20 protein-coding genes are annotated in these 26,224 nt (G+C 60.1%); 14 read left to right on the top strand and 6 right to left on the bottom strand.

Annotated features, from left to right (window positions below; genetic code table 11):
• The first annotated feature begins 44 nt into the window (after positions 1–44).
• Both T9A_RS03390 and T9A_RS03385 read left to right on the top strand, forming a co-directional pair.
• A complete protein-coding gene (locus tag T9A_RS03390; RefSeq protein WP_035245068.1) occupies positions 45–1,769 on the top strand; it encodes an alkaline phosphatase D family protein in 1,725 nt (574 codons plus the stop codon).
• Positions 1,766–3,877: a metallophosphoesterase gene (locus T9A_RS03385; protein ID WP_035245066.1), complete on the top strand. Its 2,112-nt coding sequence runs from the start codon at positions 1,766–1,768 to the stop codon at positions 3,875–3,877. The genes T9A_RS03390 and T9A_RS03385 overlap by 4 nt, the downstream gene beginning before the upstream one ends.
• Positions 3,878–4,073: 196 nt before the next feature.
• Here T9A_RS03385 and T9A_RS03380 read toward each other — a convergent pair whose 3' ends face one another.
• From T9A_RS03380 to rsgA, 5 genes are all read right to left on the bottom strand, one after another.
• A complete protein-coding gene (locus tag T9A_RS03380; RefSeq protein WP_232221990.1) occupies positions 4,074–5,156 on the bottom strand; it encodes a glycosyltransferase family 9 protein in 1,083 nt (360 codons plus the stop codon).
• A gap of 431 nt (positions 5,157–5,587) precedes the next feature.
• Positions 5,588–6,733, bottom strand: coding sequence for an alpha/beta fold hydrolase (locus tag T9A_RS03375; protein WP_035245062.1), 1,146 nt, complete (start codon positions 6,731–6,733; stop codon positions 5,588–5,590).
• Positions 6,734–6,943: 210 nt separating this feature from the next.
• Positions 6,944–7,822: an archaetidylserine decarboxylase gene (gene asd, locus T9A_RS03370; protein ID WP_035245060.1), complete on the bottom strand. Its 879-nt coding sequence runs from the start codon at positions 7,820–7,822 to the stop codon at positions 6,944–6,946.
• A gap of 19 nt (positions 7,823–7,841) precedes the next feature.
• Positions 7,842–8,657: a sulfurtransferase gene (locus T9A_RS03365; protein ID WP_035245058.1), complete on the bottom strand. Its 816-nt coding sequence runs from the start codon at positions 8,655–8,657 to the stop codon at positions 7,842–7,844.
• 100 nt (positions 8,658–8,757) lie between these two features.
• The gene (rsgA, locus tag T9A_RS03360) at positions 8,758–9,789 is read right to left on the bottom strand and encodes a small ribosomal subunit biogenesis GTPase RsgA (protein ID WP_035245056.1); all 1,032 of its coding nucleotides are present in this window, start codon (positions 9,787–9,789) and stop codon (positions 8,758–8,760) included.
• Between the two features lie 67 nt (positions 9,790–9,856).
• Here rsgA and orn point away from each other — a divergent pair, with 67 nt between their 5' ends.
• A complete protein-coding gene (gene orn, locus T9A_RS03355; protein ID WP_035245055.1) occupies positions 9,857–10,402 on the top strand; it encodes an oligoribonuclease in 546 nt (181 codons plus the stop codon).
• 175 nt (positions 10,403–10,577) lie between these two features.
• On the opposite strand, the gene queG is transcribed toward orn, so the two are convergent.
• Positions 10,578–11,627, bottom strand: a complete 1,050-nt coding sequence (queG, locus tag T9A_RS03350; protein ID WP_035245053.1) for a tRNA epoxyqueuosine(34) reductase QueG — start codon at positions 11,625–11,627, stop codon at positions 10,578–10,580.
• 45 nt (positions 11,628–11,672) lie between these two features.
• Between queG and T9A_RS03345 the strand changes: the two genes are divergently transcribed.
• The 11 genes from T9A_RS03345 (at position 11,673) to T9A_RS03295 (ending at position 26,223) form a co-directional block, all read left to right on the top strand.
• A complete protein-coding gene (locus T9A_RS03345; protein WP_035245510.1) occupies positions 11,673–13,184 on the top strand; it encodes a bifunctional ADP-dependent NAD(P)H-hydrate dehydratase/NAD(P)H-hydrate epimerase in 1,512 nt (503 codons plus the stop codon).
• Between the two features lie 11 nt (positions 13,185–13,195).
• The gene (gene tsaE / locus T9A_RS03340; protein WP_035245051.1) at positions 13,196–13,630 is read left to right on the top strand and encodes a tRNA (adenosine(37)-N6)-threonylcarbamoyltransferase complex ATPase subunit type 1 TsaE; all 435 of its coding nucleotides are present in this window, start codon (positions 13,196–13,198) and stop codon (positions 13,628–13,630) included.
• Positions 13,617–14,969 carry an N-acetylmuramoyl-L-alanine amidase gene (locus tag T9A_RS03335; protein WP_035245049.1) on the top strand — a complete coding sequence of 451 codons (1,353 nt, stop codon included), beginning with the start codon at positions 13,617–13,619 and terminating at the stop codon, positions 14,967–14,969. The genes tsaE and T9A_RS03335 overlap by 14 nt, the downstream gene beginning before the upstream one ends.
• 190 nt (positions 14,970–15,159) lie before the next feature.
• Positions 15,160–16,986: a DNA mismatch repair endonuclease MutL gene (gene mutL, locus T9A_RS03330; protein WP_035245048.1), complete on the top strand. Its 1,827-nt coding sequence runs from the start codon at positions 15,160–15,162 to the stop codon at positions 16,984–16,986.
• A gap of 33 nt (positions 16,987–17,019) precedes the next feature.
• Positions 17,020–17,991, top strand: a complete 972-nt coding sequence (miaA, locus tag T9A_RS03325) for a tRNA (adenosine(37)-N6)-dimethylallyltransferase MiaA (RefSeq protein ID WP_035245045.1) — start codon at positions 17,020–17,022, stop codon at positions 17,989–17,991.
• Between the two features lie 252 nt (positions 17,992–18,243).
• A complete protein-coding gene (hfq, locus tag T9A_RS03320; protein WP_035245043.1) occupies positions 18,244–18,534 on the top strand; it encodes an RNA chaperone Hfq in 291 nt (96 codons plus the stop codon).
• 153 nt (positions 18,535–18,687) lie between these two features.
• A complete protein-coding gene (gene hflX / locus T9A_RS03315) occupies positions 18,688–20,061 on the top strand; it encodes a ribosome rescue GTPase HflX (RefSeq protein WP_035245041.1) in 1,374 nt (457 codons plus the stop codon).
• Between the two features lie 38 nt (positions 20,062–20,099).
• The gene (hflK, locus tag T9A_RS03310) at positions 20,100–21,269 is read left to right on the top strand and encodes an FtsH protease activity modulator HflK (RefSeq protein ID WP_035245040.1); all 1,170 of its coding nucleotides are present in this window, start codon (positions 20,100–20,102) and stop codon (positions 21,267–21,269) included.
• Positions 21,269–22,327, top strand: a complete 1,059-nt coding sequence (hflC, locus tag T9A_RS03305; protein WP_035245038.1) for a protease modulator HflC — start codon at positions 21,269–21,271, stop codon at positions 22,325–22,327. The genes hflK and hflC overlap by 1 nt, the downstream gene beginning before the upstream one ends.
• A gap of 318 nt (positions 22,328–22,645) precedes the next feature.
• Complete coding sequence (locus T9A_RS03300; RefSeq protein ID WP_232221988.1) at positions 22,646–23,116, top strand: hypothetical protein; 471 nt, start codon at positions 22,646–22,648, stop codon at positions 23,114–23,116.
• Positions 23,117–23,277: 161 nt separating this feature from the next.
• A complete protein-coding gene (locus T9A_RS03295) occupies positions 23,278–26,223 on the top strand; it encodes a beta strand repeat-containing protein (protein WP_035245036.1) in 2,946 nt (981 codons plus the stop codon).
• Position 26,224 lies beyond the last annotated feature (1 nt).

Genomic DNA, 26,224 nt, shown 5'->3' with positions numbered 1-26,224 from the left:
TCGTCATCGCGTGAAGCGATGGCGTTCAATCAGGGGGAAGTTCCATGGATCGCAAACGACGTCGCCTGGTACAGGCGCTGGGTGCAGGCAGTACGCTCGCGCTGGCGGGTTGTGGGGGCGGTAGCAGCTCGTCACCGACACCGGTTAATACACCGACACCGAATCAGCCCGAGGTTCCGGATGAGCCTGATGCACTGCCTACTGCGTCTTTTCTGCATGGAGTGGCATCCGGGGACCCATTGTCCGACCGGGTTATTCTGTGGACGCGGGTAACACCTGACCTTGGCAATGGTGAGGATGTGGCGGTGGCGGTTACCGTGGCCAGTGATCCGGCCATGCAGCAGATTGTTGCTACCTATGCGGCAACGGCCACGGCGGCAGCGGACTACTGCGTAAAGGTGGATGCCTCGGGCTTGCAGGCAGACCGCTGGTACTACTATCAGTTTGCGGTGGCGAACAGGACCTCTGCGGTGGGGCGTACCCGGACCTTTCCGGCATCCGACCGATTTATTGATCGAGCCCGCTTCGCGGTGGTGTCCTGCTCCAATTACCCCAACGGGTTTTTCTCGGTGTACCGGGCCGTGGCCAATCACCCGGACCTGGATTTTGTCCTCCACCTTGGGGATTACATCTACGAATATGGCGCGGGAGAGTATGGGGATTTTCCCGACCGCGACCCGCTGCCTGCCCATGAAATGGTGTCGTTGAGCGATTACCGCCAACGCCATGCCCAGTACAAGACCGATCAGGATCTGCAGGCGATCCATCAGCAATTCCCCATGATCGCTGTCTGGGATGATCACGAATCCAGCAACGACAGCTACCGCGACGGTGCCGAGAATCACCAGCCGCTCACCGAAGGCGACTGGGAAACCCGCAAACAGATTGCCCAGCAGGCCTACTTCGAATGGCTGCCCATTCGCCCCCGCGAGCCGGGCAATCACAGCGTTATCTATCGCCGTTTCCAGTTCGGGGATCTGCTGGATTTGACCATGCTGGACACTCGCCTGGAAGGCCGTGACGAGCAACTGACGATTCCCGCTGACCCGGCGCGCAACGATGAAGACCGCCACCTGATCAGTGCCGAGCAAATGGACTTTCTGCTCGACAGTCTCAGTGCCTCCACCAGCCAGTGGCGTTTCATCGGCCAGCAGGTCATGTTTGCCCAGCTCAATATCGCCGAGCTGCCCAGTCTCAGTGAAGACCAGGCGCAACTGCGCGGCAATCTGTCGGCCATCAATATGGATCAATGGGATGGCTATGCGGCGGACCGGCTGAAAATTCTCAACCATATCGACGACAACAATATCGACAATGTGGTGATTCTCACCGGAGATATTCATACCTCCTGGGCCAGTGAAATCTATCGCAATCCGGGCTCATTACTCGGTGACCTGTTCGACAAGCCGCTGGCAGCGGAGCTGGTCACCCCGGCGGTGACCAGTCCGGGCTTCCCGGAGGGCGCCGCAGAGGTTGCCGGTGTGCTGATTCCAGTGGTTAACCCGCATATCCGTTATGTAGAAGCCAAATCCCGCGGTTTCATTCTGGTGGACGTGGATCGCCAGCGTACCCAGGGCGAGTTCTACTACGCGCAGAGCATCGAATCCTTCGATCTGCGTGGCCAGATTGATACCAGCAAGACCAAGGTGGTGGCGGTGAAAAGCGGCGACAGTCGCATTGTCGAAGACCTGCCCCCGTCTCGCCCGCGCACCCTGCGCACTGCGGTGTTCCATCCTCCTGTACCGAATTCCGATGAGGTGATGTCATGACTTTTCCCTGGAAACTGCTGCCCCTGGTGGCGGCATTGACGCTGACAGCCTGTGGCGGCGGAGGATCTTCCGGTTCCGGTCCGGCTAACGATGCCAATAGCGGTGGTAATGATGAGACCCCCAATACTCCATCGGAACCGGGGGGCGAGGATGGCGGAGATGAAGGCGGGGAAGGGCCGGTGGCCAGCAACCCGCCAGCGGCGCTGCGTTTTATTGTGATCGGCGATTCCGGCAGTGGCTCCGCCGGTCAGTATGCGGTGGGTGAAGCCATCGCCGAAGTCTGCCAGCGTAAAGATGAGTTCGTGGACGACATGGCGTTCCCGGGCTGTGATCTGGTTGTCGGGTTGGGCGACAACATCTACGAGTCCGGGGTCACCAGTGTGGATGATCCCCAATTCGCAGAAAAATTTGAGAAGCCTTTCGATCCGGTGCAGCTGCCGTTCTATATGGTCCTGGGCAACCACGACAATACCGCCTATGTGGGCGGCGACGGCGCGGGAAATTCGCGTGGTGAATTCCAGGTCGATTACACCTATTTCGACGGCAAACTGTCCAACCGCTGGAATATGCCGGACCGATATTTCCTGCATAGTGCCGGCACCACCCACACCAATCCCCGCTCGCTGGTGGATTTCGTGGCACTGGATTCCAACCCCATTGCCGGTGGTTTCGGTGATCCGGATATCGCCTATGCCTACCACACCTATGGGATTGATCAGCGTAACTGGACGGTGAACACTCTGGCCGGCTCCAATGCAGTGTTCAAGATCGCCATGGCCCACCATCCTTATTTATCCAATGGTACTCACGGCAACGCCGGAAACTATGATGGTGTGCCCAGCGAGATTCTGCCGGTGCTGGCCGGCGAGCGCTGGAAGGCGTTTATGGAAGAAGCAGTCTGTGATCAGACCGACTTTTTCTTTGCCGGTCACGATCATGATCTGCAGGTTCTCGAAGCGGTGCCGGAGTGCGGTCGCACCGAGTTCGTTGTCAGTGGCGCCGCCGGCAAGACCCGTTCCATTGATGACCCGGAACGTAATGCTGCGCGTTTCCAGCAAGGCGATGTCTATGGGTTCTTCTGGATGAAGGCCACCGAAGCCGACCCCGTTACCCTGGCGCCGGCCACCCTCTGCCTGGATGCCTATGTGGTAGACCCGGAGGCAGAAGGCCTGGGCGTGATCAGCAACGGCGAGCTGACTCCGGCCTATACTCACTGTTATGACAAACAGCCCATGGCGGGGCTGGTGCCGGGCAATGATTTTTCCGGCCTGCCCCTGGGTGACGGCGCCTTGCCGCTGCCATTGCCGGACGGTTTTGATGCGGATTTTACCGGGCCTCTCAAGGAGCTGCGTGAAACCCTGGTGTCCGGTTTTACCCAGGCCGGTGCCAACCTGCCTGAAGACCAGCGTCAGGTGTTCGACCAGATGATTGCCGGTACCGACATCCTGTTCAATGCCATGGATGCGGCCACCGCTGCGATTCTGCAAGGCGACAGTAGTGGAATCACCCAGTCCGTTCAGGCGGTGCTGGCGGCGTCGGAGCAATTGCAGGCCATCGATACCAGCGGTCTGCCGGCGCCCTTTGATCAGCTGGGCGGTGCGTTCGATGCCCTGGCCGCCGGTTTTGGTGGCGGTGGTGGTGACGCCGGTGAAGGCGGCACGGTGGAAGACATTGCCTTTATTGCCGGCCCGCTGGTGGCATTGTCCCGCAACCTGAACAATATCCTTGATGGCATCGAAGAGCAGGTGCCTGGTGAGGTGCCGGTGTTTGCCGGGCTGACTTCGGTGCTGTCCACCGTTTCCCTGGGCCTGGCTAATACCCTGGAGCAATTGGTGCTGCTGGATACCAGTGCCACCGGTGAGCAACTGGTGGGCACCGTACAGCAGACCCTGGAGAACCTGGTCAACGATGTGCTCTGGCTCAATCAAATTCCCGGCGCGGAGGATTATGCGACCTTGCCCGGTGATGCGCTGTCTTCAGGGCTGCTGATCGTGGTTCGGGAAGTGACCGAACAACTGGATGAGCGACTGCTCAGCCCGCTGGCTCCATTGCTGGATCTGTTGTCGCCGATCACCGGGTTGCTGGCTGGATTGTTTGATGGTTTCTGATTGCCAATAAAAACAGACAGTCTTCCTTGTCCATAAACCGTGAGGTGGAAACGCCTCGCGGTTTTTTTGAGAGAGCAATAGGGTAGAGGGAAGAGGTCGTTGGAGCCTTGCTTGCAAGGCGAAGGGCCGAAAATCTCCGGATTCTGTTGACACCTTCGCCTTGCAAGCAAGGCTCCAACGGGTAAGCGGTATCGCTTCAGGAAATGCGCAACGTCTTCACCGGGCCCGAGTGGGATAGAGGGATCACTCCCAGTTCTTCCAGGGTATTGACCACCTGGTCCACGGTAATCCGCTGCAGGCAGGGGTAACTGTCCAGGGCGCAGCTGCAGCGTTCGCAACTCTTATGACAAGGCTGCCAGCGCAGCACCCGCGCATCGGGTGAGAGTGGTCGCCAGAGGGTGTCATCGGTGGGCCCGAACAGGGCCACGGTGGGCAGCCCGCAGGCCGCGGCCAGATGCATGGGGCCGCTGTCGTTGCCGACAAAACCGCGGCTGCGTTTCAGCAAGGCGATCAGTCCGTTCAGGCTGAGCTGATCGCACAGGTCGATAACCGGCTCGCAGAGAAAGCTCTGGATGCGGGCAATCTGTTGGCGATCTTTCTGGCCGGCGCCAATCAGCAAGGGCGTCAGGCCGGCACGACGCAGGCGTTGGCAGAGGGCCGCGAATTGCTCCGCATGCCAGATCTTGTAGGTCTTGGTGGCGCCGGCATGGATGACGATCAGAGTGTCAGATTTGTGGGCGCCTTCCAGAATGCGGTTCGCTTCGTCCTGGCCTGCCACCGTGTCTTTCAGTGGCAGGTAGTGTGCCGGTGATTTCGCAGCGGGGCAGCTAAGGCTGGCATAGGCCTGCCAGCGATGGCCGGACCAGTCCGCTTGCCGTTGTCGGGTGTAGAGCCACTGGCCATGGCGGCGGCGCGGGCCGATCCGCTCGCCGGCCCCACTGAGCCGCGCCAGCGTGGCGGACTTTTGCTCACCTTCGATATCCACCACCACCTTCGCTTTGAAGCGACGCATGGTCATGACCAGTTGCAGGTAACTGCGCGCGCGCTGAAGTAATGGCGTCTGACGGGTGAGTGACTGTTCCGGGTAATACAGCAGGCGCGTTTCGTCGGGCAGGCTTTGTTCCACCAGCGTTTGATAGCGCTGACTCACCACCAGCAACGCGTCCTGTTGTGCGGTCAGCATGGCACGCAGATGGGGCAGAGCAATCAGCAGATTGCCCATGTGGCTGCAGGGAAACAGAATCAACAAGCGGGACATGACAGGCTGGTAGTTATCCATAACATGGCATAACAGCCTAGAGGGATGGGGTGTCGTTTACATGACAACAGGCAGTTACGAGCTACGAGCTACGAGCTACGCTGGTTGGATAGGGAAGGTCTGGAAAGTTACTCGTGCTTCGTCATTTCGACGAAGCCGCTGTAGGAGCGGCGCTTGAGCCGCGAACCGCGCTTGCGCGGAAATCGCCCATAGAGCAATCAGGCATTTCAGCACTCGACAGCTTCCAGAAAGAACGGCGGACAGAGCTTTGCCTCTGCCCCCTCGCTACGCTCGGTTCGCACCTCAAGCGGTGCTCCTACATTGAATTCTCAAATCCTTGCCAGGGCTTGGATCGCGCCATCAGCGACGCTCCTGCATCCTAGCTGTTCGCGACGGCACAATTCGGTTGGCACGGACGAGCCCGTCTAGAAGCTGGTAGCTAGCCGCTGCTTTCAATCCCGCTCAATCAGCCAGTCGGCAATTCGTGCCCAGCTCTGTTTCTGTGCCGCGGCGCTGCCAAGGATTCCCATGTGTCCGCCTTCAATGGTGATGAAGGTCTTGTCCTTGCTGCGGATCAGCGGCTCCATGGCCTGGCTGCATTCCGGCGTCACGATAGGGTCGTTGGCGCCGGTGATGTTCAGCACATTGGCCGTGACCTGATTCAGGTGACCTTCGGTTCCCTCCATGGGGAGCTGACCGTGGGCCACCACATTGTCGGTCCACAGGTAACGGATGATGTCCTGAATTACGCCGCCCGGGTAGGCCACCATGTCGTCCAGAAAGGCGCCGTTGGTGGCATGGGCGGAGACGAAGTCCCGGTCGTGCAGGTTCTTCACCAGATTCCAGTAGCCTTGCAGGCTGCCCACCGGGTTGGTGAGTTTGAAGGCCAGACTATTGACCCAGCCGGGAGAGCGCAGCAGTCCCGCCGGCACATCATGGATGCGCAGGCCGGTGGTGCGACGGATCCATTTGGCCCGGCGGCTGAAACGGCGGTACTGGGCACCCAGGGCGCCGTTACGGTGATAATCCGTGGGGGCGCCTACCAGTACCAGGTTCTTCACGTCCGGGTCTTCGCCCAGCGCGCTATAGCAGAGACTGAACAGGCCGCCGAAGCTCCAGCCGTGCAGGCTCAGCTGCTGCTTGCCGCTGTGCTGACGCACCTGCACCAGCAGTTTGGGCAGGTAGTCGGAAAAATAGCTGCTCAGACTCAGATGGTTGTGGTACTTGCCGGGACGACCCCAGTCCACCATGTACAGCTCGAAGCCGCGGGCGCGCAGATAGCGCACCAGACTGCGCTGGGGGAACAGGTCATAGATCAGCATGTTCACCGCCAACGGCGCCACCAGTACCAGCGGTGTACGTTGGGCGTCCCGATTTACGGGCATCACCGTGCCGTCCGTGAGGGGGATGGCGTTCTCCTGCAGCGGCGGGTAATAGCGCAGCTTCACCAGGCCGTCGTCGAACAGGGTCTCGTGGGGCGTTTGTTCGGCCTGGCTCAGGGCGTCCGCCTGAAACAGCCGGGCGCGGCCGTTATCCAGGCGCTGTAGCCAGGGGCGAGTGGTGTTGTGGAGAGCCTGTTGCAGGGTGTCAGTGATCATGGTTACACCGGCGATCAATTCGTTGGGCGGCCATTGTAGGGAAGATGCGGCAATCTGCAGTTGCTCTGCGGACCGGGCCTGATGTCAGGCGGGACACCCGGTCAATCCGGGTCATTGAATGATGGGAGGATATGGAGTAGACGAGAAAAGCGAAAATGTTTCGGCTTCAGGTGGGGCAACGGGCCGATGGCATCGGCCCGTTATTCGGAATCAGGCCGGGGTGTGTTCGCTGTACTGTCCCAGCTTGCCTTTCACCCGCACCAGGCTGCCGGCTTTCAGGTCGGCTTCGAAATTCGCTTTGCCTTCCGGGAACAACAGCACCACGGTGGAGCCAAGCAGGAAACGGCCCAGTTCGTCGCCTTTCTCCAGGGTAATGGGGGCGGTGCGCTGGTAGTCGGTGGTAACCACCTGTTTCGGCAGGGGCGTCACCTGACCGCTGAACACGGTTTCGATGCCGGCCACAATCATGGCCCCCACCAGAATCACCGCCGCCGGGCCGTGCTCGGTGTCAAAGATGCACACCAGTCGCTCGTTGCGGGCGAACAGGTTGGGCACGCCGTTGGCGGTGGCTTCGTTAACGGAAAACAGGTCGCCGGGCACGTAGCGGGTTTCGCGCAGGGTGCCGGTGACCGGCATGTGCACGCGGTGATAGTCCCGGGGAGACAGATAGATGGTGGCGAACTGGCCATTGGTGAATTCGCTGGCCAGGGCGCTGTCGCCGCCGAGCAAGTCGTACAGGGAGTAGTCGTGGCCCTTGGCCTGGAACACCTGGTTGGCGCGAATGGCACCCAGCTGGCTCACCGCTCCGTCCGCCGGGCAGGCTATGTCGGCGGCGTCCGCTGCCTCCAGTGGCCGGGCGTCCTCTTTCAGTGCCCGGGTAAAGAAGGCGTTGAAAGTCTCGAACTGGTCCGGGTCTTCGATCTGGGCTTCCGACAGGTCGATGCCAAAGCGCTTCATGAAGATGTTGATGAAAGTGGTCTTGATCCACGGCACTTCGCTACGCGCCAGCATGCCCACCAGCCGGGACAAGGCATGCTGGGGAATCAGGTATTGCAGGGTAACGAAGAGCTTGTCGCGCCAGTTATTCAAGAGAAGTCCTTAACGTGGGTTATTCGGATTTTTCCGCCGGGGTGTCGGGGTGGTTGCCCCATTCTGCCCAGGAACCGGCGTAGCCTCGGAGCATGGGGTAGCCCAGGATCTTGCCCACCAGCCAGGAAAAACTGGAGCGATGGTGGGTCTGGCAATGGCAGATCACTTCCTTGTCGGGCGTGATGCCGCGGGCCTCCAGCTCCGCACGAATGTCATCCAGGGGACGCAAACGCAGGTTGTTCTGCTTGTCCATGGGGTCGGTCCACTCGTAGTGGACAGCGCCGGGAATATGGCCGGGCTTCTGGGCAAAAGCGCGCACGCCGGAATATTCTTCTTCCGAGCGGGAATCCCAGATTGCCACCCCGGGATCCTGATAATGGGCCAGCAGGTAATCCAGGTTCACCTCGGTCAGCGGATCATGTTCGCCCACTTCGTAGTCGCTGGGGGTGGGTTCAGTGGATTCGCTACTGGTGGGGTGCCCCTCTGCCAGCCAGGCATGAATGCCGCCGTTCAGATAGCTGTAATGCTTGTGGCCAATGGCATCCAGGGTCCACAACAGTCGCCCGGCCCAGCCGCCGCCTTCGTCGTCATAGGCGATCACATGGGTATCCGGCGTCAGCCCCAATCCGGAAAACAGGTCACCGAGGGTGTCGTCATCCGGCAGCATGCCCGGTGCCGGCTGGGCGCCAGTCTGCAGGCGTCTGAAATCCAGATGAATCGCCCCGGGCACATGGGCCTGGACATAAATGGTGGGCTTGCTCAGATCAATGATGAGCAGCTTGTCATCGCCCAGGTGCTTGGCGAGGTCGGCAGGTTCGAGCAGCAGAGGAAGCATAAAAGGCAATTGATAATGGATAATTGAAAATGGATAACGAGAGACTCTGCCCGTTAGCGAGCCCCATTATCAATTATCAACTATCAATTATCCATTGCCGTCAGGAGTATCTCTCCCGCCCGTCCTCATCTAGGGTGTCGGCAATCTGGTAGAAGTTGGCCAGCCGTTCTTCGCTGATCTCGCCGCTTTCCGCCGCCATGATCAGGGCGCAGCCGGGCTCGTTGCGGTGGGAGCAGTTGCGGAATTTGCAGTGGCCGGCCAGGTCGGACAATTCCCGGTAACCGTGCAGCAGCTCATCTTCGCTGATATGCCAGAGGCCGAACTCGCGGATACCGGGGGAGTCGATCAGCTCGCCACCAGTGGGCAGGTGAAATAGCCGTGCGGTTACCGTGGTGTGCTGGCCCAGGCCGGAGCTGGCGGACAGGTCGCCCACTTGCAGGTCAGCCTCTGGCAGCACCGCATTGACCAGGGAGGATTTGCCCACCCCGGATTGCCCCACGAACACGCTGGTCTTGCCGACCAGGGCCTCCTGTAACGGCGCCAGGCCTAGGCTGTCATGGGCGCTGACTTCCAGCACCGGGTAACCGAGCCGTTGGTAAAGCGCCTTCATGTCGTCAATAAAGGGGCGCAATTCCTCATCGATCAGGTCAGCCTTGTTGAGCACCAGGGTGGCGGGAATGTCAGACAGTTCTGCCGCCACCAGATAACGGTCCAGCAGGGCGCTGGAAGGCGTCGGCAAGGGAGCAAACACCACCAGCATCTGCTCCACATTGGCGGCCACCGGTTTCAGGTTGCCGTACATGTCCGGCCGTTTCAGTACCGTATGCCGTGGCTCGATGGCCTCCACCACGCCCAGGCCTTCGCTTTTCGGCGGCTGCCAGATGACCCGGTCGCCCACCACCAGTTGTTCCAGGGTGGCGCGGAAGTGACAGCGCATGGATTCGCCATCGGCACTTTCCACGCCCACCTGCTGGCCGAAGTGGGCGGTGATGGTGCCGGTCTGCTCGTCGCCGAGATCGTCCGCCACCAGGGTCTCCAGCTCCGCGTTGCGTCGCTGTGCCCGATCGCGTTTTTCCGCCTGGATTTTTTCAATACGCCACTGTTGGCGTCGGTTGAGCTTGCGTTTGGCCACGAGGTATTCCGGTTGATTGGTGGCCGCATGCTACCATGTCGGCATAAAGCCATGATACGGAATGCCCATGACTGACAAGCGCAACAATCTGATCTGGATCGATCTGGAAATGACCGGCCTGAGCCCGGCCAACGATCGCATCATCGAAATCGCCACCATTGTCACCGATGCCCAGTTGAACCCGCTGGCCGAAGGGCCGGTGCTGGCGGTGCATCAGAGTGATGCCCTGCTGGATGGCATGGATGAGTGGAACACCGAGCACCACAATAATTCCGGGCTGGTGGCCAGGGTAAAGGAGAGCCGCATCAGCGAGATGCAGGCCCAGGCCCAGACACTGGATTTCCTGAAGGAGCATGTGGAGGCGGGTATGTCACCCATGTGTGGCAACAGCATCTGCCAGGATCGCCGTTTTCTGGCCAACTACATGCCAGAACTGGAAGCCTTCTTCCACTACCGTAACCTGGATGTGTCCACGCTGAAGGAGCTGGCGCGACGCTGGAAGCCGGAGATTCTGCCGGGCTTCAAGAAGGACAACAAGCATCTGGCGCTGGACGATATCCGCGAATCCATCGCCGAGCTGCAGTACTACCGCGAGCATTTTATTTATTGCTGATGCTGGCACGCAAAACTGTTGGTGCCACCAGTGGTGGAGAGAGCTTCCCTGTTGCCGTAGGAGCGGCGCTTGAGCCGCGAAGAGTCCCGGGAAAGACTAACCAGGATCCTCGCTACGCTCGATTCGCGGCTCATACCCACAGGGCACAGAGAGCGCCGCTCCTGCGGAGGGGATATTATGTTTGGGTGTGTCGCTCCAGCGCCCAGCACACATGCTCTTGCACTGTCTCGTCCGGAAAGTCCCGCCTGTCTCTTAGCGCCTGCACAATCTCTTCTGATCCCGGCGCATTCCCCAGCGCCACGGCAATATTTCTCAACCACTTGCGATACCCGGCCCGGCGAATGGCGCTGCCTGCGGTGCGCTCCAGAAATTCTTCCTCGCTCCAGGAAAACAACGTCACCAGATCGCTATCGCCCAGCCCGTGGCGGGGGTGAAAGTCGCCTTCGCCGGTGTGTTGGGCAAAGCGGTTCCAAGGGCACATAAGCTGGCAGTCATCGCAGCCGAAGATACGGTTGCCGATGCCTTCGCGCAGGTCTTCGGGGATGCTGCCTTCATGCTCGATGGTCAGGTAGGAAATGCAGCGCCGGGCATCCAGCTCATAGGGGGCGACAATGGCGTCGGTGGGGCAGACGGTGATGCAGGCCCGGCATTTGCCGCAGTGATCTTCACCGGGCTGATCCACCGGCAGAGGAATATCCGTGTAGATCTCGCCGAGAAAGAACCAGCTGCCCGCTTCCCGATTCAGCACCAGGGTGTGCTTGCCCTGCCAGCCCAGCCCGGCTTTGGCTGCGAGGGGCTTTTCCATCACCGGGGCACTGTCCACAAAGGCCCGGGCCAACTCACTGTCGGCCACTTCCTCGCGAATACGCGCGGCCAGGATGGCCAGGCGCTTGCGGATCAGTTTGTGATAGTCGCGGCCCAGGGCGTAGCGGGACACATAGGCCTTGTCTTTCTGTTGCAGTATCTTCACCGGTTGCGTATCCGGCGGCAGGTAATCCATCCGCGCTGAGATCACCCGCAGGGTGCCCGGTTCCAGTTCTTCTGGCCGGTAGCGTTTGTTGCCGTGGGCGGCCATCCATTTCATCTGGCCCTGGTAGCCTTTTTCCAACCAGGCTTTCAGGTCTGCCTCGGCGGCGCGCAGATCCGTGTCGGCAATGCCTATCTGCTGGAAGCCGAGCTCGCGCCCCCAGAGCTGGATCTTTTCTTTCAGTGCCTGCAGGTCCATGGTTTGAAGGGATATAATGCCGGGAAATGAACGATGAAGGGTAACATGACGACACTGTCGAAGGCTCTCTATACCGCCGCCCAGACCCGCGAACTGGACCGACTGGCGATTGCCGCCGGCACCCCGGGTGCCGAACTGATGGCCCGTGCCGGGCAGGCGGCTTTCGATACGTTGTGTGAGCGTTGGCCGGAAGCCCGGCAGATCGCCGTGCTGTGTGGCGGTGGCAATAACGGTGGCGATGGTTATGTGGTGGCGCGCCTGGCCCATGCTGCCGGGCTGGCACCACAGATCCATTTCACCACGCCACCGGAAACGCTCAAGGGTGACGCCCTGACCATGGCCGAACGCTGCCGGGATGCCGGCATCCCCATGACGCCACTGACGCTGGATCGTCTTCCCGGGGGGATGGACCTGCTGGTCGATGGCCTGCTGGGTACCGGCCTCAGTGGTGCGCTACGCGATGAAATGGCGGCCTTGCTGACCGCCCTGAATGCCTTGCCGGTGCCGCGCCTGGCGCTGGATATTCCCTCCGGCCTGGGGGCCGATACCGGCATGCCGCTGGGGGCGGTGCTGGCGGCGGATCTGACCTGTACCTTTATTGGTCTCAAGCGTGGCCTGCTGACCGGGCAGGGGCCGGTGTATAGCGGTGAACTGTGCTTTTTTGATCTGCAGGTTGACCGGGACGTGTATTCCCAAGTGCCAGCGGATTGCCGGGTGCCGGTGCCCGCCAACCTGCATGCCTTGCTGCCGCCGAGACGGATTGATGGTCACAAGGGCAACTACGGCCATGTGGTGGTCATCGGCGGAGACCACGGTTTTGCCGGTGCGCCAGTGATGAGCGCCCAGGCCGCCGCCCGCTGCGGGGCGGGCAAGGTCAGCCTGATTACCCGCCCGGATCATGTGGCAGTGGCGCTCACACGGCAGCCGGAAATCATGGTTCGCGGAGTGGACAATGCCAGCGACGCGGCGTCCTTGCTGGCGGCGGCCAGTGTTATCGCCATTGGCCCGGGCCTGGGGCGCGATGACTGGGGGCGTGCCCTGTTGGCCCTGGCGCTGGAAAGCGGCAAGCCGCTGGTGATCGATGCGGATGCATTGACGCTAATGGCGGACGATGACCGCATTGGTCAGGGAAACTGGGTGCTGACCCCTCACCCTGGTGAGGCCGGGCGGCTGCTTGGTGGGTCTGCAAAGGATATTCAGCAGGACCGCTTTGCTGCCCTGGAAACCCTGACGGCCCGTTACGGCGGCTCGGTTCTGCTGAAAGGGCTCGGTACCCTGATTCAGGGCGAGGATAGACAAGGCGAGCGCAGTTGCGCCCTGATCCGTGACGGCAACCCGGGAATGGCCTCCGGCGGTATGGGCGATGTGCTCACCGGCGTGATTGCCGCCTTACGCGCCCAAGGCCTGACAGGCTATGATGCGGCCCGGCTGGGGGCCATGATTCACGCCCGCGCCGCTGACGCCTGTGCAGCCCGGTGTGGTCCACGGGGTATGCTGGCCACGGATCTGTTGCCGTATTTGCGCGCCGAGCTGAATGAAACCTGTCTGGCTGAATGACGAGAGCGTAGATGACTGTTGAGCATGTGGAGTTGCCCGATGAAGCTGCCACCCTGGCGTTGGGGGCCCGTCTGGCCCGCCGTCTGAGCGGTGGAGGCTGCGTTTATCTGGAAGGGGACCTGGGCGCCGGCAAGACCACCCTGGTGCGCGGAATGCTGCGAGGCCTGGGTCATGAGGGGGCGGTAAAGAGCCCGACTTACACTATTGTGGAACCCTACGAGCTTGGCGGCGTCCATATCTATCACTTCGACCTGTATCGTCTTGGCGACCCGGAAGAACTGGAGTTGATAGGCGTACGGGATTATTTCTCCTCCGACAGCTTGTGCTTGCTGGAGTGGCCGGAGCGGGGCGCCGGGGTGGTGCCTTCACCGGATTTGACCATTACACTGGCCGTCAACGGCCGTGGACGAAAGGCGACCCTGGATTGGGCCTATGACGCATCGTGACAATAAGAAAAACCTTACCGCAGTGTTTGTGCTTCTGCTCAGTGGCTTCTGGGCCAGCCTGGGGTTTGCCCAGACCAACATTGATTCGGTGCGTCTGCACCGGGCCCCGGACCACACTCGCATAGTGTTTGATCTGCCCGCCCCGGTGGATCACAAACTCGACAAGCTGGCCAACCCGGATCGCATCGTGCTGGATCTGCTGGATGCCAGCCTGGGTTTCGACGTCAACACCCTGGATTACGCCAGCAGCCCCATTGCCAATATTCGTGTGGGCAAGCATAGCGACAAGACCCGTGTTGTCTTCGACATGAAAAACGGTGTGCGAACCCGTACCAATCTGCTCAAACCCATCGAGCCCCATGGCTGGCGTCTGGTGGTGGATCTGTTCGACAGCGAACTACAAAGTGCTGCCAAAACCAGTCCGGAACCGGTGAAGGAAAAGGAGGCACCCAGCGAGCCTCGATTGATGGTGGTGGCCATTGATGCAGGCCATGGTGGTGAAGATCCGGGGGCTCGCGGGCCCAGCGGTGTTTACGAGAAGACCCTGGTGCTGCAGATCGCCAAGAAGGTGGAAAAGCAGGTTAATGATCAGGCCGGTATGCGGGCGGTGATGGTTCGTGACGGGGATTATTATGTGCCTCTCGCCGAGCGTCGCCGCATCGCCCGTGAAGATCACGGGGCGGATGTGTTTATTTCCATCCACGCGGACGCCTTCACCGATGCCCGCGCCAACGGTGCTTCCGTGTTTGCCCTGTCCAGCAGTGGTGCCACCAGCGCCCGGGCCCGCTATCTTGCCAAGATTGCCAACGAATCCGACCGGGTGGCCGGGGTCTACGAAGAGGAAAAGGACGACAGCTCCTTGCTCAGCGTGCTGGCGGACCTGCGCATGAATGGTTCCATGGCCGGCAGCCTTTACCTGGGTCGGCAGGTGCTGGGAGAAATGGGCAAGGTGACCAAGCTGCACGGTAACCGGGACCGGGTGGAGCAGGCCGGGTTTGCGGTGCTCAAGGAGCCGGAAATGGTCTCGATCCTGGTGGAGACCGGTTTTATTTCCAATCCGAAGGAGGAGCGCAACCTGCGCTCCTCCGCCCATCAGAGCAAACTGGCCCGCTCTATCGTCAACGGGGTGGATGCCTATTTCCGCAATCACCCGGCACCGCATAGCTGGTATGCGGCCCAGCGCCGTGAGCACGGCGAGCAGTATCGTATCCAGCCCGGTGATACACTCTCGGAAATCGCTCGTCAGTACAGCGTCTCCGAACAAGCGATCCGTAGCGTCAATGCGTTGAATGGGGATCGAATCGTGGTCGGCCAGGTGCTGAAAATTCCCGGTTCGTGAAGACCTCCTAGTGTGGCGAACGATGTGCGGGAGCGATCATTGCACACACGTTGCCAGTGACGAGTCGCGAGTTTCGAAAAGCAAAACGTTTTGGCGTTCGCTTCTCGTTACTCGCGTCTTGCCAACGGGCTGTCCGATCGCTTTGGCATTACCTGTAATCTTTACCTGAATTCCATCAACAGAGACGCCCGTGACAAAGATCCAGCTGCTTGATTCCCGCCTTGCCAACCAGATCGCCGCCGGTGAGGTGGTGGAACGTCCTGCCTCGGTATTGAAAGAGCTGCTGGAAAATGCGCTGGATGCGGGGTCGGAATCCATTACCGTGGATGTGGAGCAGGGTGGTGTGAAGTTGGTACGGGTGCGCGATAACGGTAGCGGCATTGATCGCGATGATCTGCCCCTGGCCCTGTCCCGCCATGCCACCAGCAAGATCCGTGGACTCGACGATCTGGAAGCCATCGGCACCCTGGGGTTTCGCGGCGAGGCCCTGGCTGCAATCAGTTCGGTATCCCGGCTGACCCTGGCCAGCAACGTGGAGGGCGAAGCAGAAGGCTGGCAGGTGCAGGTGGAAGGGCGCGACATGGCTCCCTCGGTCACCCCGGCCGGGCACCCGCGCGGCACCACCGTGACCATGCGCGACCTGTTCTTCAACACGCCGGCCCGGCGTCGTTTCCTGCGCACCGAGAAAACCGAATTCAATCACCTGGAAGAAGTGTTCCGGCGCATTGCGCTCAGCGAGTTCAATACCGCTTTCCGGCTGACCCACAACCAGAAGGTGATCCACCAGTTGCCCGCCGGGCTGGATGACACCCTGCGCGCGGCGCGGGTGGCCAAGCTGTGCGGCAAGGGCTTTATGGAGCAGGCGATTCCGGTGGACGTGGAACGCGATGGCATTCGTCTGCACGGCTGGATGGGGCTGCCGACGTTTTCCCGCTCCCAGGCGGATCTACAGTATTTCTATGTGAATGGTCGGGTGATTCGCGACAAGGTGGTCAGCCACGCTGTGCGTCAGGCCTACGCGGATGTGCTTTATCACGGTCGCCATCCAGCCTATGTGCTGTTTCTGGAGCTGGACCCGGCGCAGGTGGATGTGAACGTACATCCCACCAAGCACGAGGTGCGTTTTCGCGAGCAGCGCATGGTGCACGGCTTCCTTTATAGCTCCCTGCATCGGGCCATCGCCGAAGTGCGCCCGGGCCAGTCACTGGCCGCCAGTGTGGTGGACGAAGGTGAGCCGGTGATGCCGGCCATGGAGCCCAGTCAGGCCAGCATGTCTCTGTCCGCCCCGGCGGGTCGGCCTTCCTATGCATCACCGCCGGCCAACGGATTCGGCTATGGTCAGGGCCAGCGGCAGGCGGACGCCTACGGGGCCCTGGTGCGCCCCGGGGTGGCTGAAAACCCGGTCATGCCGCCGGCCTCGGAGCAGGAAACCGTGCCGCCGCTGGGTTATGCGGTGGCGCAGTTGCATGGCATCTTTATTCTCGCTGAAAACCAGCAGGGATTGGTGGTGGTGGACATGCATGCCGCCCACGAGCGCATTACCTACGAGCGGCTGAAACAGAGCTGGTCCGATGACAAGGTGCGCAGCCAGCCATTGCTGGTGCCGGTGTCGCTGGCGGTGTCCTCCCGGGAAGCGGATTTTGCCGAGCAGCAACCCGAGGTGTTTTCCCGCCTGGGGTTCATGGTGGACCGCGCCGGGCCGGAGACCCTGGTGGTACGGGAAGTGCCGGCCATGCTGCGCGACAGTGACAGCGAAGCCATGGTGCGCGATGTCTTGTCCGACCTGCTGGCCCAGGGCAGCAGCGAACGGATAGAACAGAAGCTGGATGAGTTGCTCTCCACCATGGCCTGTCACGGCAGTGTGCGCGCCAACCGCCGGCTGACCATCCCGGAAATGAATGCCCTGCTGCGCGATATGGAAGCGACTGAGCGCTCCGGCCAGTGCAACCATGGCCGTCCCACCTGGACCCAGATGAGCCTGAAAGATCTGGATCGGTTGTTCATGCGGGGGCAGTAGGTGGACGCCGGACGCGACAGAACACCCTGTGCCATGCCGGTTCTTTTGCTGATGGGGCCCACCTGTTCCGGCAAAACTGCACTGGCCATCGAGGCGGCGCAGACCCTGCCCATCGACATCATCAATGTGGATTCAGCGCTGGTCTACCGGGGGCTGGACATCGGTGCGGCTCGGCCCTCTGATGAGGAGCTGGCGGCGGCGCCGCATCGGCTGTTGGGTTTCCGCGAGCTGGATGCGCCGTATTCGGCGGCGGATTTCCGCGCCGATGTCCTGCAGGAAATCGAACAGATCCATGCCAACGGCAAGCTGCCCCTGCTGGTCGGTGGCACCATCCTCTATTTCAAGGCGCTGGTAGAGGGACTGGCGCCTCTGCCGGAAGCGGACCCGGCGGTGCGTGCCGATATTGCCGCCCTGGCCGAACGCGAAGGCTGGCCGGCGGTGCATGCGGCACTGGCCCAGGTGGACCCGGTCAGCGCCGAGCGGCTCAAACCCACGGACCGCCAGCGCCTGCAGCGGGCACTGGAAGTCTATCGGCTAACCGGTCGGCCCCTGTCCGCTTTTCACGCGGATCATCATACAACTGTCACACAGAACCGGGATGGTCTGAGTGAGTTCAGTGCCTTGCCCTGGCCGGTTTACAGTGCGGCCCTGCTGCCACCGGATCGGGCCTGGCTGCACCACATGATCGAGCACCGTTTCCGGCAGATGCTGGAGCAGGGGTTGGTGGACGAGGTGCAGACACTGCGACAGCTGCCCGGAATCCATCGGGATCTGCCGGCCATGAAGGCGGTGGGGTATCGGCAGGTATGGGACTATCTGGACGGCCAGTATGATTATGAAAGCATGGTGGAACGGGGGATTATCGCTACCCGGCAACTGGCCAAACGACAGTTCACTTGGCTGCGTAAATGGCCGTATCTGCACGGCTTCGACAGTAACGATGCGTCACAGCGGCGGGCGCTAGTCGAGCAGCTTGCGAAGATCTGTAAATCTGTGTTTAGTTAGCCCTGTTACTGGACTTTTTGGTTTATAATTCGCCGATCATCGATTTTGAGCCATTCTGCGGCGATTTGAGAAGCACGGCGCAAATGTGTTGTGTCGGCACCTGGAACCAATTTGCCGGGTTGTTGACAAAAATTTGCCCGATAGCGCATCGGGCGAAGGCAGTGACCGTATGGGACGGTTTCACTGTGTTACAGCGCTGATTGCCCGAAGTGTTGGGCACTACTTTTTACTGTTATTTCAAGGAGACTTGCCATGTCAAAGGGGCACTCGCTACAAGACCCTTTTCTCAACGCGCTTCGTAAAGAGCGTATTCCGGTATCTATCTTTCTGGTAAACGGAATAAAGCTCCAGGGGCAGATTGAGTCTTTTGACCAATATGTCGTGCTGCTGAAAAATGCAGTCAGTCAGATGGTTTACAAACACGCGATTTCCACCGTCGTGCCTGCCCGCAACCCCCGTGGCGGCGGTAACCCGGCCATGACTACCACCGGTACAGGCGGCACCGCCGTTCCTGCTGCCGATGAGGGCTTCGGCAACCAGTAACGCTGCCGCAGATCCTGCAAAGAGCCACCTTCGGGTGGCTCTTTGCGTTGTGGCCGCGTTAACGCCTCCGATCGGTACTTTTCATGCCGGTTTCCCTGTCTTCTTCCTCTGACTGGTTTAAACTGGCGGTCTCATCCCCCATATCAGGCCTCTATGGACCTATTTGATCGTACAGAGCAGACCAGAACCGGCGCCGGTGAGCGCGCTATTCTGGTGCACCTGGATTTGCCCGATGCCATGGGACGCGAAGATCTGGATGAGTTTTATCATCTGGTCACCTCCAGTGGCGTGGAGCCGGCGGCGGAGTTGACCGGCAAGCGTGATCGGCCCGATCCTGCCCTGTTTATCGGCTCCGGCAAGACAGAAGAGCTGGCAGCGCTGGTGGCGGAAATCAACGCGGATGTGGTGCTGTTCAATCATGCTCTGAGCCCGGGCCAGGAACGCAACCTGGAGCGAGTGGTGAAATGCCGGGTACTGGATCGTACCGGCCTGATTCTGGATATCTTCGCCCAGCGTGCCCGCACCCATGAAGGTCGCCTGCAAGTAGAGCTGGCTCAGTTACGGCATCTGTCTTCCCGGCTGGTCAGAGGCTGGACTCACCTGGAACGGCAGAAGGGCGGTATCGGTCTGCGCGGTCCCGGGGAAACCCAGCTGGAAACCGATCGTCGCCTGCTGCGTGATCGTATTCGTGGCATTGAGTCGCGTCTGGGGAAGGTGCGCAAGCAGCGCGCTCAGGGGCGTCGGGCTCGCCAGCGTTCCGAAACGCCGCTAATTTCCCTGGTGGGCTACACCAACGCGGGGAAATCGACTCTCTTCAATGCCATCACCACCGGTGATGTCTATGTGGCGGATCAGCTGTTTGCCACTCTGGATCCGACCCTGCGCAAGGTAAAGGTGCCGGGCGTGGGGCCGGCGATTCTGGCGGATACGGTGGGCTTTATTCGCCATTTGCCCCACCGGCTGGTGCAGGCGTTTCGCGCCACCCTGGAAGAGACCGTTAACGCCACCTTGCTGCTGCACGTGACAGACTGCAGCGCAGAAGAGCGTGACAGTAATGTGGCGGCAGTGAATGAGGTGCTGGAAGAAATCGGTGGCGACAAGCTGCCGGTTCTGCACGTTTACAACAAGGTCGACAACCTGGGCCAGTCGCCGAAAATTGACCGGGATGAGCATGGCCATCCCTGGCGGGTGTGGATTTCCGCGCAGACCGGTGATGGCTTTGATCTGCTGTTCCAGGCCATTGCCGAACGACTGGCCGCAGGTTGGGTGGATTGCTGGGTGCGTTTGCCCGCGTCCGCCGGCCGCCTGCGCGCCCGCCTGCACGAGGCCGGTGAGGTGCTGGAAGAGCAGGCAGCGCTGGATGGCAGCATGCTCCTGCGCATCAATGTGAACCGGGTACATTTTGAGCGGCTCTTGCGTGAGCAGGGGCTGACAGAGGAAGAACTGGTGGTGCCGGCTCCTACGGTTGCAGGGGATGACGGCCCTTCCTACAATTCACAACGCTCGCACGATGCGAGCCATCAATAATCCGGTGGGCTCAGCGCCCTGACCGATTGGAGACCTACATGGCGTGGAATGAACCCGGCGGCAACAAGCCGAAGGATCCTTGGGGTGGAGGCGGTGACCAGGGGCCGCCGGATCTGGATGAAGCCCTGAAGAATCTGAAAGAAAAAATTAACAGCGTATTCGGTGGCAAGGGCGGCAAGTCCGGCGGTAGCTCCGGCAGTGGGGGCGGTTCCCCCTGGCCGGTATTGATTATCGCTGCCGTAATCGGCGTGGTGGTCTACGCCCTGGTCGGCTTTTTCCAGGTGGATCAGCGCGAACGCGCCGTGGTGCTGCGTTTTGGTGAATACAACCGCACCGTGGATCCCGGTCTTCGCTGGCGTGCGCCGATCATCGAGCAATTCCAGAAGGTCGACGTGGAGCAAAATCGCCGCTACGACATTACTGAGGCGATGCTCACCCGCGACACCAATATTGTCAGCGTGACCTTGCAGGTGCAGTACCAGGTGCTGGATCCGATTCCCTTCCTGTTGAAGGTGGCCCGTCCGGAAACCATTCTGGAGCACGCCACCAGCTCGGCCCTGCGCCATGTGGTGGGTTCCGCGACCATGGATGATGTGCTCAAGGACAACCGGGAAGCGATCCGGGTGAAGGTTCGTGAGCGTCTGGATGAGTACCTGAACCGTTACGATACCGGCCTGGTATTGAAGCAGGTGGTACTGGATCAGACCCAGGCACCGGATGCGGTACGTGATGCCTTTGACGATGTGTCCAGGGCCAAGGAAGACGAGGATCGCTTCAAGAAGGAAGCGGAAGCCTACCGTAACTCGGTTATCCCTCAGGCCCGGGGTGAGGGCAGGCGTCTGGAAGAAGAGGCGGAAGCCTATCGAAACCGTCTGATCGACAGCGCCAAAGGTGACGCGGAGCGCTTTACCGACCTGTTGGCGGAATACCGCAAGGCGCCGGAAGTGACCCGTGAGCGTCTCTACCTGGAGACAATGACCCAGGTATACAGCGCCACCAGCAAGGTGATGGTGGATGTGGATAAGGGCAACAGCCTGATTTATCTGCCACTGGAACAGCTGGTCAAGGGCGGTGCCAGCAAGGCCAGGGCGCCGCAGCAAAACGGTGCCAGCTCGAGCAGCCCATCATCGGCCGGTGCGGATGACGGCGGCAGTGGCCGCGAGGCGTCTCGCAGCCTCTACAGCACACGAAACGGGGAGTTGCGCTAATGAATAATCGTGGATGGTTGGCGCTGCTGGCGTTGGGTGTCCTGGCGCTGCTGGCGCTGGATTCCTTCTTTATTGTGAACCAGACCGAAAAAGCGGTACTCAAGCAGTTCAGCCGGATCGACAAGTCCGATATCGAACCGGGTATCTACTTCAAGTGGCCTATGGTCGAAGAAGTGGTCCGCGTGGACGGTCGTGCCCTGGTGTACGACGTGGCTACCCAGTCTTTCCTGACCGCAGAGAAGAAGCTGCTCAATGTGGATGCCTTTGTGGTCTGGCGGATCAATAATGTGCAGCGTTACATCGTCAGTGTGGGCGGTGGCTCTTCCAATGCTCAGGTAATGGAGGGCCGCGCTCGGCAGTTGCTGGACCCACGGGTCAATGAAGCCCTGCGTAACGAGTTTGCCTCACGCACGGTGTTCCAGGTGGTTGCAGGTGAAAGCAACGTGGAAAAACTGGAAGGCGACAAAGCGCTGCTGCGCGACCCGGTCACCGGCGAAGTGACCGAGGTGCCGAAGAATCAGCTGGACGAATCCATCATCCGTGCAGCAGAGGGCGAAACGCTGAACGGTGACGCTGCCGACGGAAAAATGGCCAGTGACCAGCGCGAAGCGCTGATGGATCAGGTTCGTGCGGAAGTGAACAAGTCCACCATGGAAGATTTGGGTATCGAAGTGGTGGATATCCGGGTGAAACAGGTGGACTGGCCGGACCAGGTACGTGGCCGGGTGTTCGACCGTATGCGTGCCGAGCGCCAGCGGGATGCGGCGGCTCACCGTTCCCAGGGTCGCGAGGAAGCGGAGAAAATCCGGGCCGGTGCGGACCGCAAGCGCAGTGAAATCCTTGCCGAAGCCTACCGGAAGTCCCAGGCCACCCGTGGTGAGGGTGACGCGCTGGCCGCTGCGACCTACGCTGAGGCCTACAACCAGGACAAGGAGTTCTTCCGCTTCTACCGCAGTCTCCAGGCCTACAAGGAGAGCTTCAAGGACAAGGAAGATGTGTTGATTCTGGAGCCGGATGGCGAGTTCTTCCGCTACCTGAAGGGGTCACAAGGGCAGTAGCCCTGCAGTAAGCCCATAAAAAAACCCGCTTCGGCGGGTTTTTTTATGGGCTTACTGTTTTGGGGGTACTCGAAATACCATTGTTTTTGCTTAGTTTTTTATTGATGTCGGTCAAAATGTAAGAATATGGGGTTATTCTTTTACAAAGTTCACATGAAAACAACACAAAAATCGTGCAAAATTCAAACTCTGTCACATTATGTATGTGACTAAATCGCCAAATAGCCAATTATTGGCATATTAAATTCGGCAGGATGCCTGCGAGCTGGTGTTGGGGCCAGAAGGAAGAAGCCTGCCAAGATCATAGGGGATCACGAGATGAACCGCATTATTCTTGGGGCTTTGCTGTTCTGGACAACCACTCTGTGGGCGGATGGCCCACTGTCCAGCAAGATGGACACCTATCTGGTCACTGAAAAAAATGGCCAGGAAGAGATGATTGCTACGCAAGAAGCCTCTCCGGGTGATGTGATCGAATATCGACTGGTCTATACCAACGAAGCGGAACAGCCGCTTTCCGGCCTGGAAATCACCGGGCCAATTCCCGCCAATACCGCCTACCTCAAAGACTCCGCCTCTGCGGATGTGAATGCTGAATTCACTGTCAGCATTGACGATGGCAGCAGCTTTGAGCTTGAGCCTGTAACCAGAACAACGACCGGTCCTGACGGCCAGTCAAAGAACATCATTGTTGCTCCCAGTGATTACACCCAGCTGCGCTGGGTTCCGGAAAACGGAATCCAGCCGGGCCAGGTACTGGAATACCGGTACCGGGTAAAGGTGCAATAACCGGGGGAACATGATCAGGGCCCTCCCGGGCCCGGGAAGTCTTGTGCGAGCGACTTGTGTCGCACTGGGGGAGTGGCTCACACCATGTGTGGAGGGTCGCTCTGGCAAGGCTTTCAGATCAGAAGTAGTCCGAACTTAAACTCCAATTAAAGGAAACAGCCATGAAACTTGCCTTTCAAAAGGGCCTGTTGTCTGCGCGTGTGTCCGCCTCAGCGATGGGGTTGGGGTTGGTGCTTGCCGCCGGGCAAACACTGGCTCTGACGCCTGCCGGGACCGACATTAACAACCGGGCGACAGTGACCTACGAGGACGCCAATGGCAACAGCTATTCGGCACAGTCCAATGAATCCACGGTAACCGTGGCCGAAGTGTATGCGGCCACCCTGGAGAATGACGGCAGCAAGTCCGGTGCGCCCGGTGAAACTGTCTACTTCACCCATACGCTGACCAACACCGGTAACGCCGATGATTCCTTCAGCGTTGACGGCCTGGCCGGGCTGGATGCTGCCACTGGCGCGTCCACCTACACCGTGTACCTGGATGCCAACGGCAATGGCGTACCGGATGCTGGTGAGGCTGCGGTGAACACGGTCAATCTGAATGCCGGCCAGCAGGCTGAGCTGATCGTTGCCGTACCTGTGCCGGCGGGTGCCGGTGCCGGCGATACCATCGAGTCCACCCTGCTGGTGGAATCTGTCGGTGGTGGTGCAGGCACCGTTGAGGATATCGGTGCAAACGGCGATGCCGCTACCTATGACGCTGACGGTGATAGTACCCCGGACGGTAACGACACCAACAACAATGTGGTGACGGTGACCACCGATGCGGTACTGCAGCTGAGCAAGACCGCGGTGCCGAACTTTAACGACAACACCATTACCTACACCCTGGAAGTGAAGAACAATGGTGGTCGAGCTGCGCAAGACGTGGATATCTTCGATCCGATTCCTGCCAACGCCACCTTTGCGGAAATCGTTTCTGTAAACGGTTTGCTCACCTCCAGTGGTGACCAGTGGCTGGACAGCACCGGTGCTTTGCAGGCGCTGCCGCATTCCTATGCGGGTATTGCTGACCTGGCCGATGTGACTGAGCCGGCGGGAGTGGACCTGGATGGTAACGGCACCACGGGTGAAACCCTCAAAGGTATCAACTTCCGTGATGCCATCATGGGCGTTAACACCACCGTGACCGTTGTCTATAAGGTCGACTTTGACGGCACCCTGGCCTCTGGCACCCAGATCCGCAACACCTTTGCGGCAGAAGGGGATCTGGATGGCGATAACATCCCGGATGATCCGTCTACCTCCAACACCACCACCACTACCATCCAGCAGGTTTATGCGGTGGATGCAACGGACACTGGCGATGCGGCCGATGCCGATGCCACGCTGAACGATATCGCTTTGCAGGATGAAGCAAACTCTGGCGCCGTGGTGGCGTTTGCCAATATCGTTGCCAACAACGGTAACGGCAGTGATGTGTTTGATCTCAGTATCGGTAACGATGCGGGCGCCGGTTACGCAGGTGCTGGCACGGTTCCGGCCGGCGCACAGTCCTACCCGGCAGGGACGCTGTTCACCTTCTGGAACGCAACCAACAATACCCAGCTGACTGACACCAACGGCAATGGCGTACCGGATACCGGCTCCATTGCAGCGGGCGCCGATCGCCGCATTACCGTGCGTGCTCAGCTGCCGGCAGGTGTTAGTGGCACTGGCCCGTTCGTGGCAACCATGGTGGCCACTTCCTTTGGTGACAACAGCGTCAGTGATGACAAGCTGGAAGTGCTGACTGAAATCGTGGCGCCGGCTGTGGATTTGGCCAACAGTCATTCTGCAGATCTGACTGACGCGGTTATCGATGCGGATGCCTTTAATGCGGCAGCCCCGACCACGACTACGGAAGTCGCTGTTGGCGGCATTGCTACCTTCCCGCTGTTCGTGGCCAACAACTCAGGTAATGCCCAATCCTTCACCCTGGGTGCGGACCTGCCTGCTGGCTGGGCGGTGACCTTCCGTGAGGTCGGTGTGGATACCGATGCTGATGGTACTGCCGATAACACCAGTAATGCCGGTAATGTGGTAACCGCAACCCCCAGCCTGCCTGCAGGCGCGGTGTACCAGTACCAGGCTGACGTGCAGGTGTCATCCAATGTGGCTCAGGCAGCAGCAGATTTCACTGGCGCAGGTACTGTGAATACCAACGATAGCGATGGCGATTATCCGATTCGCTTCACTGTGGTGTCTTCCTCTGACGGCACGATCACCGACCAGAAACTGGATGCGGTGGATGTGATTGCCAACCGTAATATCACCGTGTCTCCGGATGGTGCCAACCAGGTACAGCCCGGCGGGAACGTGGACTACACCCATGTGATTGCCAACGGCGGCAACACCTCCGAAGCGGTAGAGATCACCGCGGCCAACTCCCTGGCTGCAGATGGCTGGAACAACAACACCCAGCTGTTTATCGATACCACCGGTAACGGTACCCCGGATGCCTGGGTGCAGTTGGATAACCTGCCCACCGCCAATGATGTGGCAGTGCGCACGCCCAATGGCAACACCATCCTCGTGGATATCAATAACGCAGGTGCCAATCCTCTGGTCACCCTGGAGCCGGGTCAGCGTCTGGATGTTCGCGTCACCGTATTCGCGCCGTCCAATGCGCCTGCCGGTACCGTGGACAGCTACACCCTGACCGCCAGTAACGCCAATGTGTCCGATACCGCCACCGACACCACGGAAGTGGTGGTGGGTCAGGTGCGTTTGGACAAACAGGCAGCCGTTGATGCGGCGTGTGATTGTGCGGGTGGTACCTGGCCTGCTGGTGGCTTTGAGCCCGTGCAATCCACCCAGGTTGAACCCGGCCAGTGTGTTGTGTGGCAGCTGACCGCCACCAACGAAGGGGCAACCACTGCAGAAAATGTGGTGATCACTGATGAGACCACCGAGTTCACCACCTTCCAGGCGGCGGACGACGCGGTGCGCGCTTCTGACAGCGCCACCACAGCCAATACCGGCACTCTGCCGGTGGTGGAGTGGGAAATTGGCCAGCTGGTGTCGGGCGACAGTGCCCGTACCCAGTTCTGTGTCGAAGTGAACTAAC

It is taken from the genome of Alcanivorax jadensis T9 (genome assembly GCF_000756655.1).
GTDB lineage: Bacteria > Pseudomonadota > Gammaproteobacteria > Pseudomonadales > Alcanivoracaceae > Alcanivorax > Alcanivorax jadensis.
Note: the sequence above shows the minus strand (reverse complement) of the source record. Positions and strands in the feature narration are given on the sequence as shown.

What these genes read in the sequence shown, in the direction of transcription:
- tsaE (WP_035245051.1), top strand. Translation starts at nt 13,196, where the DNA reads ATGACTGTTGAGCATGTGGAGTTGCCCGATGAAGCTGCCACCCTGGCG.
- queG (WP_035245053.1), bottom strand. Translation starts at nt 11,627, where the DNA reads ATGGACCTGCAGGCACTGAAAGAAAAGATCCAGCTCTGGGGGCGCGAG.
- hfq (WP_035245043.1), top strand. Translation starts at nt 18,244, where the DNA reads ATGTCAAAGGGGCACTCGCTACAAGACCCTTTTCTCAACGCGCTTCGT.
- T9A_RS03380 (WP_232221990.1), bottom strand. Translation starts at nt 5,156, where the DNA reads ATGGATAACTACCAGCCTGTCATGTCCCGCTTGTTGATTCTGTTTCCC.
- T9A_RS03300 (WP_232221988.1), top strand. Translation starts at nt 22,646, where the DNA reads ATGAACCGCATTATTCTTGGGGCTTTGCTGTTCTGGACAACCACTCTG.
- hflK (WP_035245040.1), top strand. Translation starts at nt 20,100, where the DNA reads ATGGCGTGGAATGAACCCGGCGGCAACAAGCCGAAGGATCCTTGGGGT.
- T9A_RS03365 (WP_035245058.1), bottom strand. Translation starts at nt 8,657, where the DNA reads ATGCTTCCTCTGCTGCTCGAACCTGCCGACCTCGCCAAGCACCTGGGC.
- miaA (WP_035245045.1), top strand. Translation starts at nt 17,020, where the DNA reads ATGCCGGTTCTTTTGCTGATGGGGCCCACCTGTTCCGGCAAAACTGCA.
- T9A_RS03385 (WP_035245066.1), top strand. Translation starts at nt 1,766, where the DNA reads ATGACTTTTCCCTGGAAACTGCTGCCCCTGGTGGCGGCATTGACGCTG.
- T9A_RS03295 (WP_035245036.1), top strand. Translation starts at nt 23,278, where the DNA reads ATGAAACTTGCCTTTCAAAAGGGCCTGTTGTCTGCGCGTGTGTCCGCC.
- hflC (WP_035245038.1), top strand. Translation starts at nt 21,269, where the DNA reads ATGAATAATCGTGGATGGTTGGCGCTGCTGGCGTTGGGTGTCCTGGCG.
- T9A_RS03390 (WP_035245068.1), top strand. Translation starts at nt 45, where the DNA reads ATGGATCGCAAACGACGTCGCCTGGTACAGGCGCTGGGTGCAGGCAGT.
- T9A_RS03375 (WP_035245062.1), bottom strand. Translation starts at nt 6,733, where the DNA reads ATGATCACTGACACCCTGCAACAGGCTCTCCACAACACCACTCGCCCC.
- T9A_RS03345 (WP_035245510.1), top strand. Translation starts at nt 11,673, where the DNA reads ATGACGACACTGTCGAAGGCTCTCTATACCGCCGCCCAGACCCGCGAA.
- hflX (WP_035245041.1), top strand. Translation starts at nt 18,688, where the DNA reads ATGGACCTATTTGATCGTACAGAGCAGACCAGAACCGGCGCCGGTGAG.
- orn (WP_035245055.1), top strand. Translation starts at nt 9,857, where the DNA reads ATGACTGACAAGCGCAACAATCTGATCTGGATCGATCTGGAAATGACC.
- T9A_RS03335 (WP_035245049.1), top strand. Translation starts at nt 13,617, where the DNA reads ATGACGCATCGTGACAATAAGAAAAACCTTACCGCAGTGTTTGTGCTT.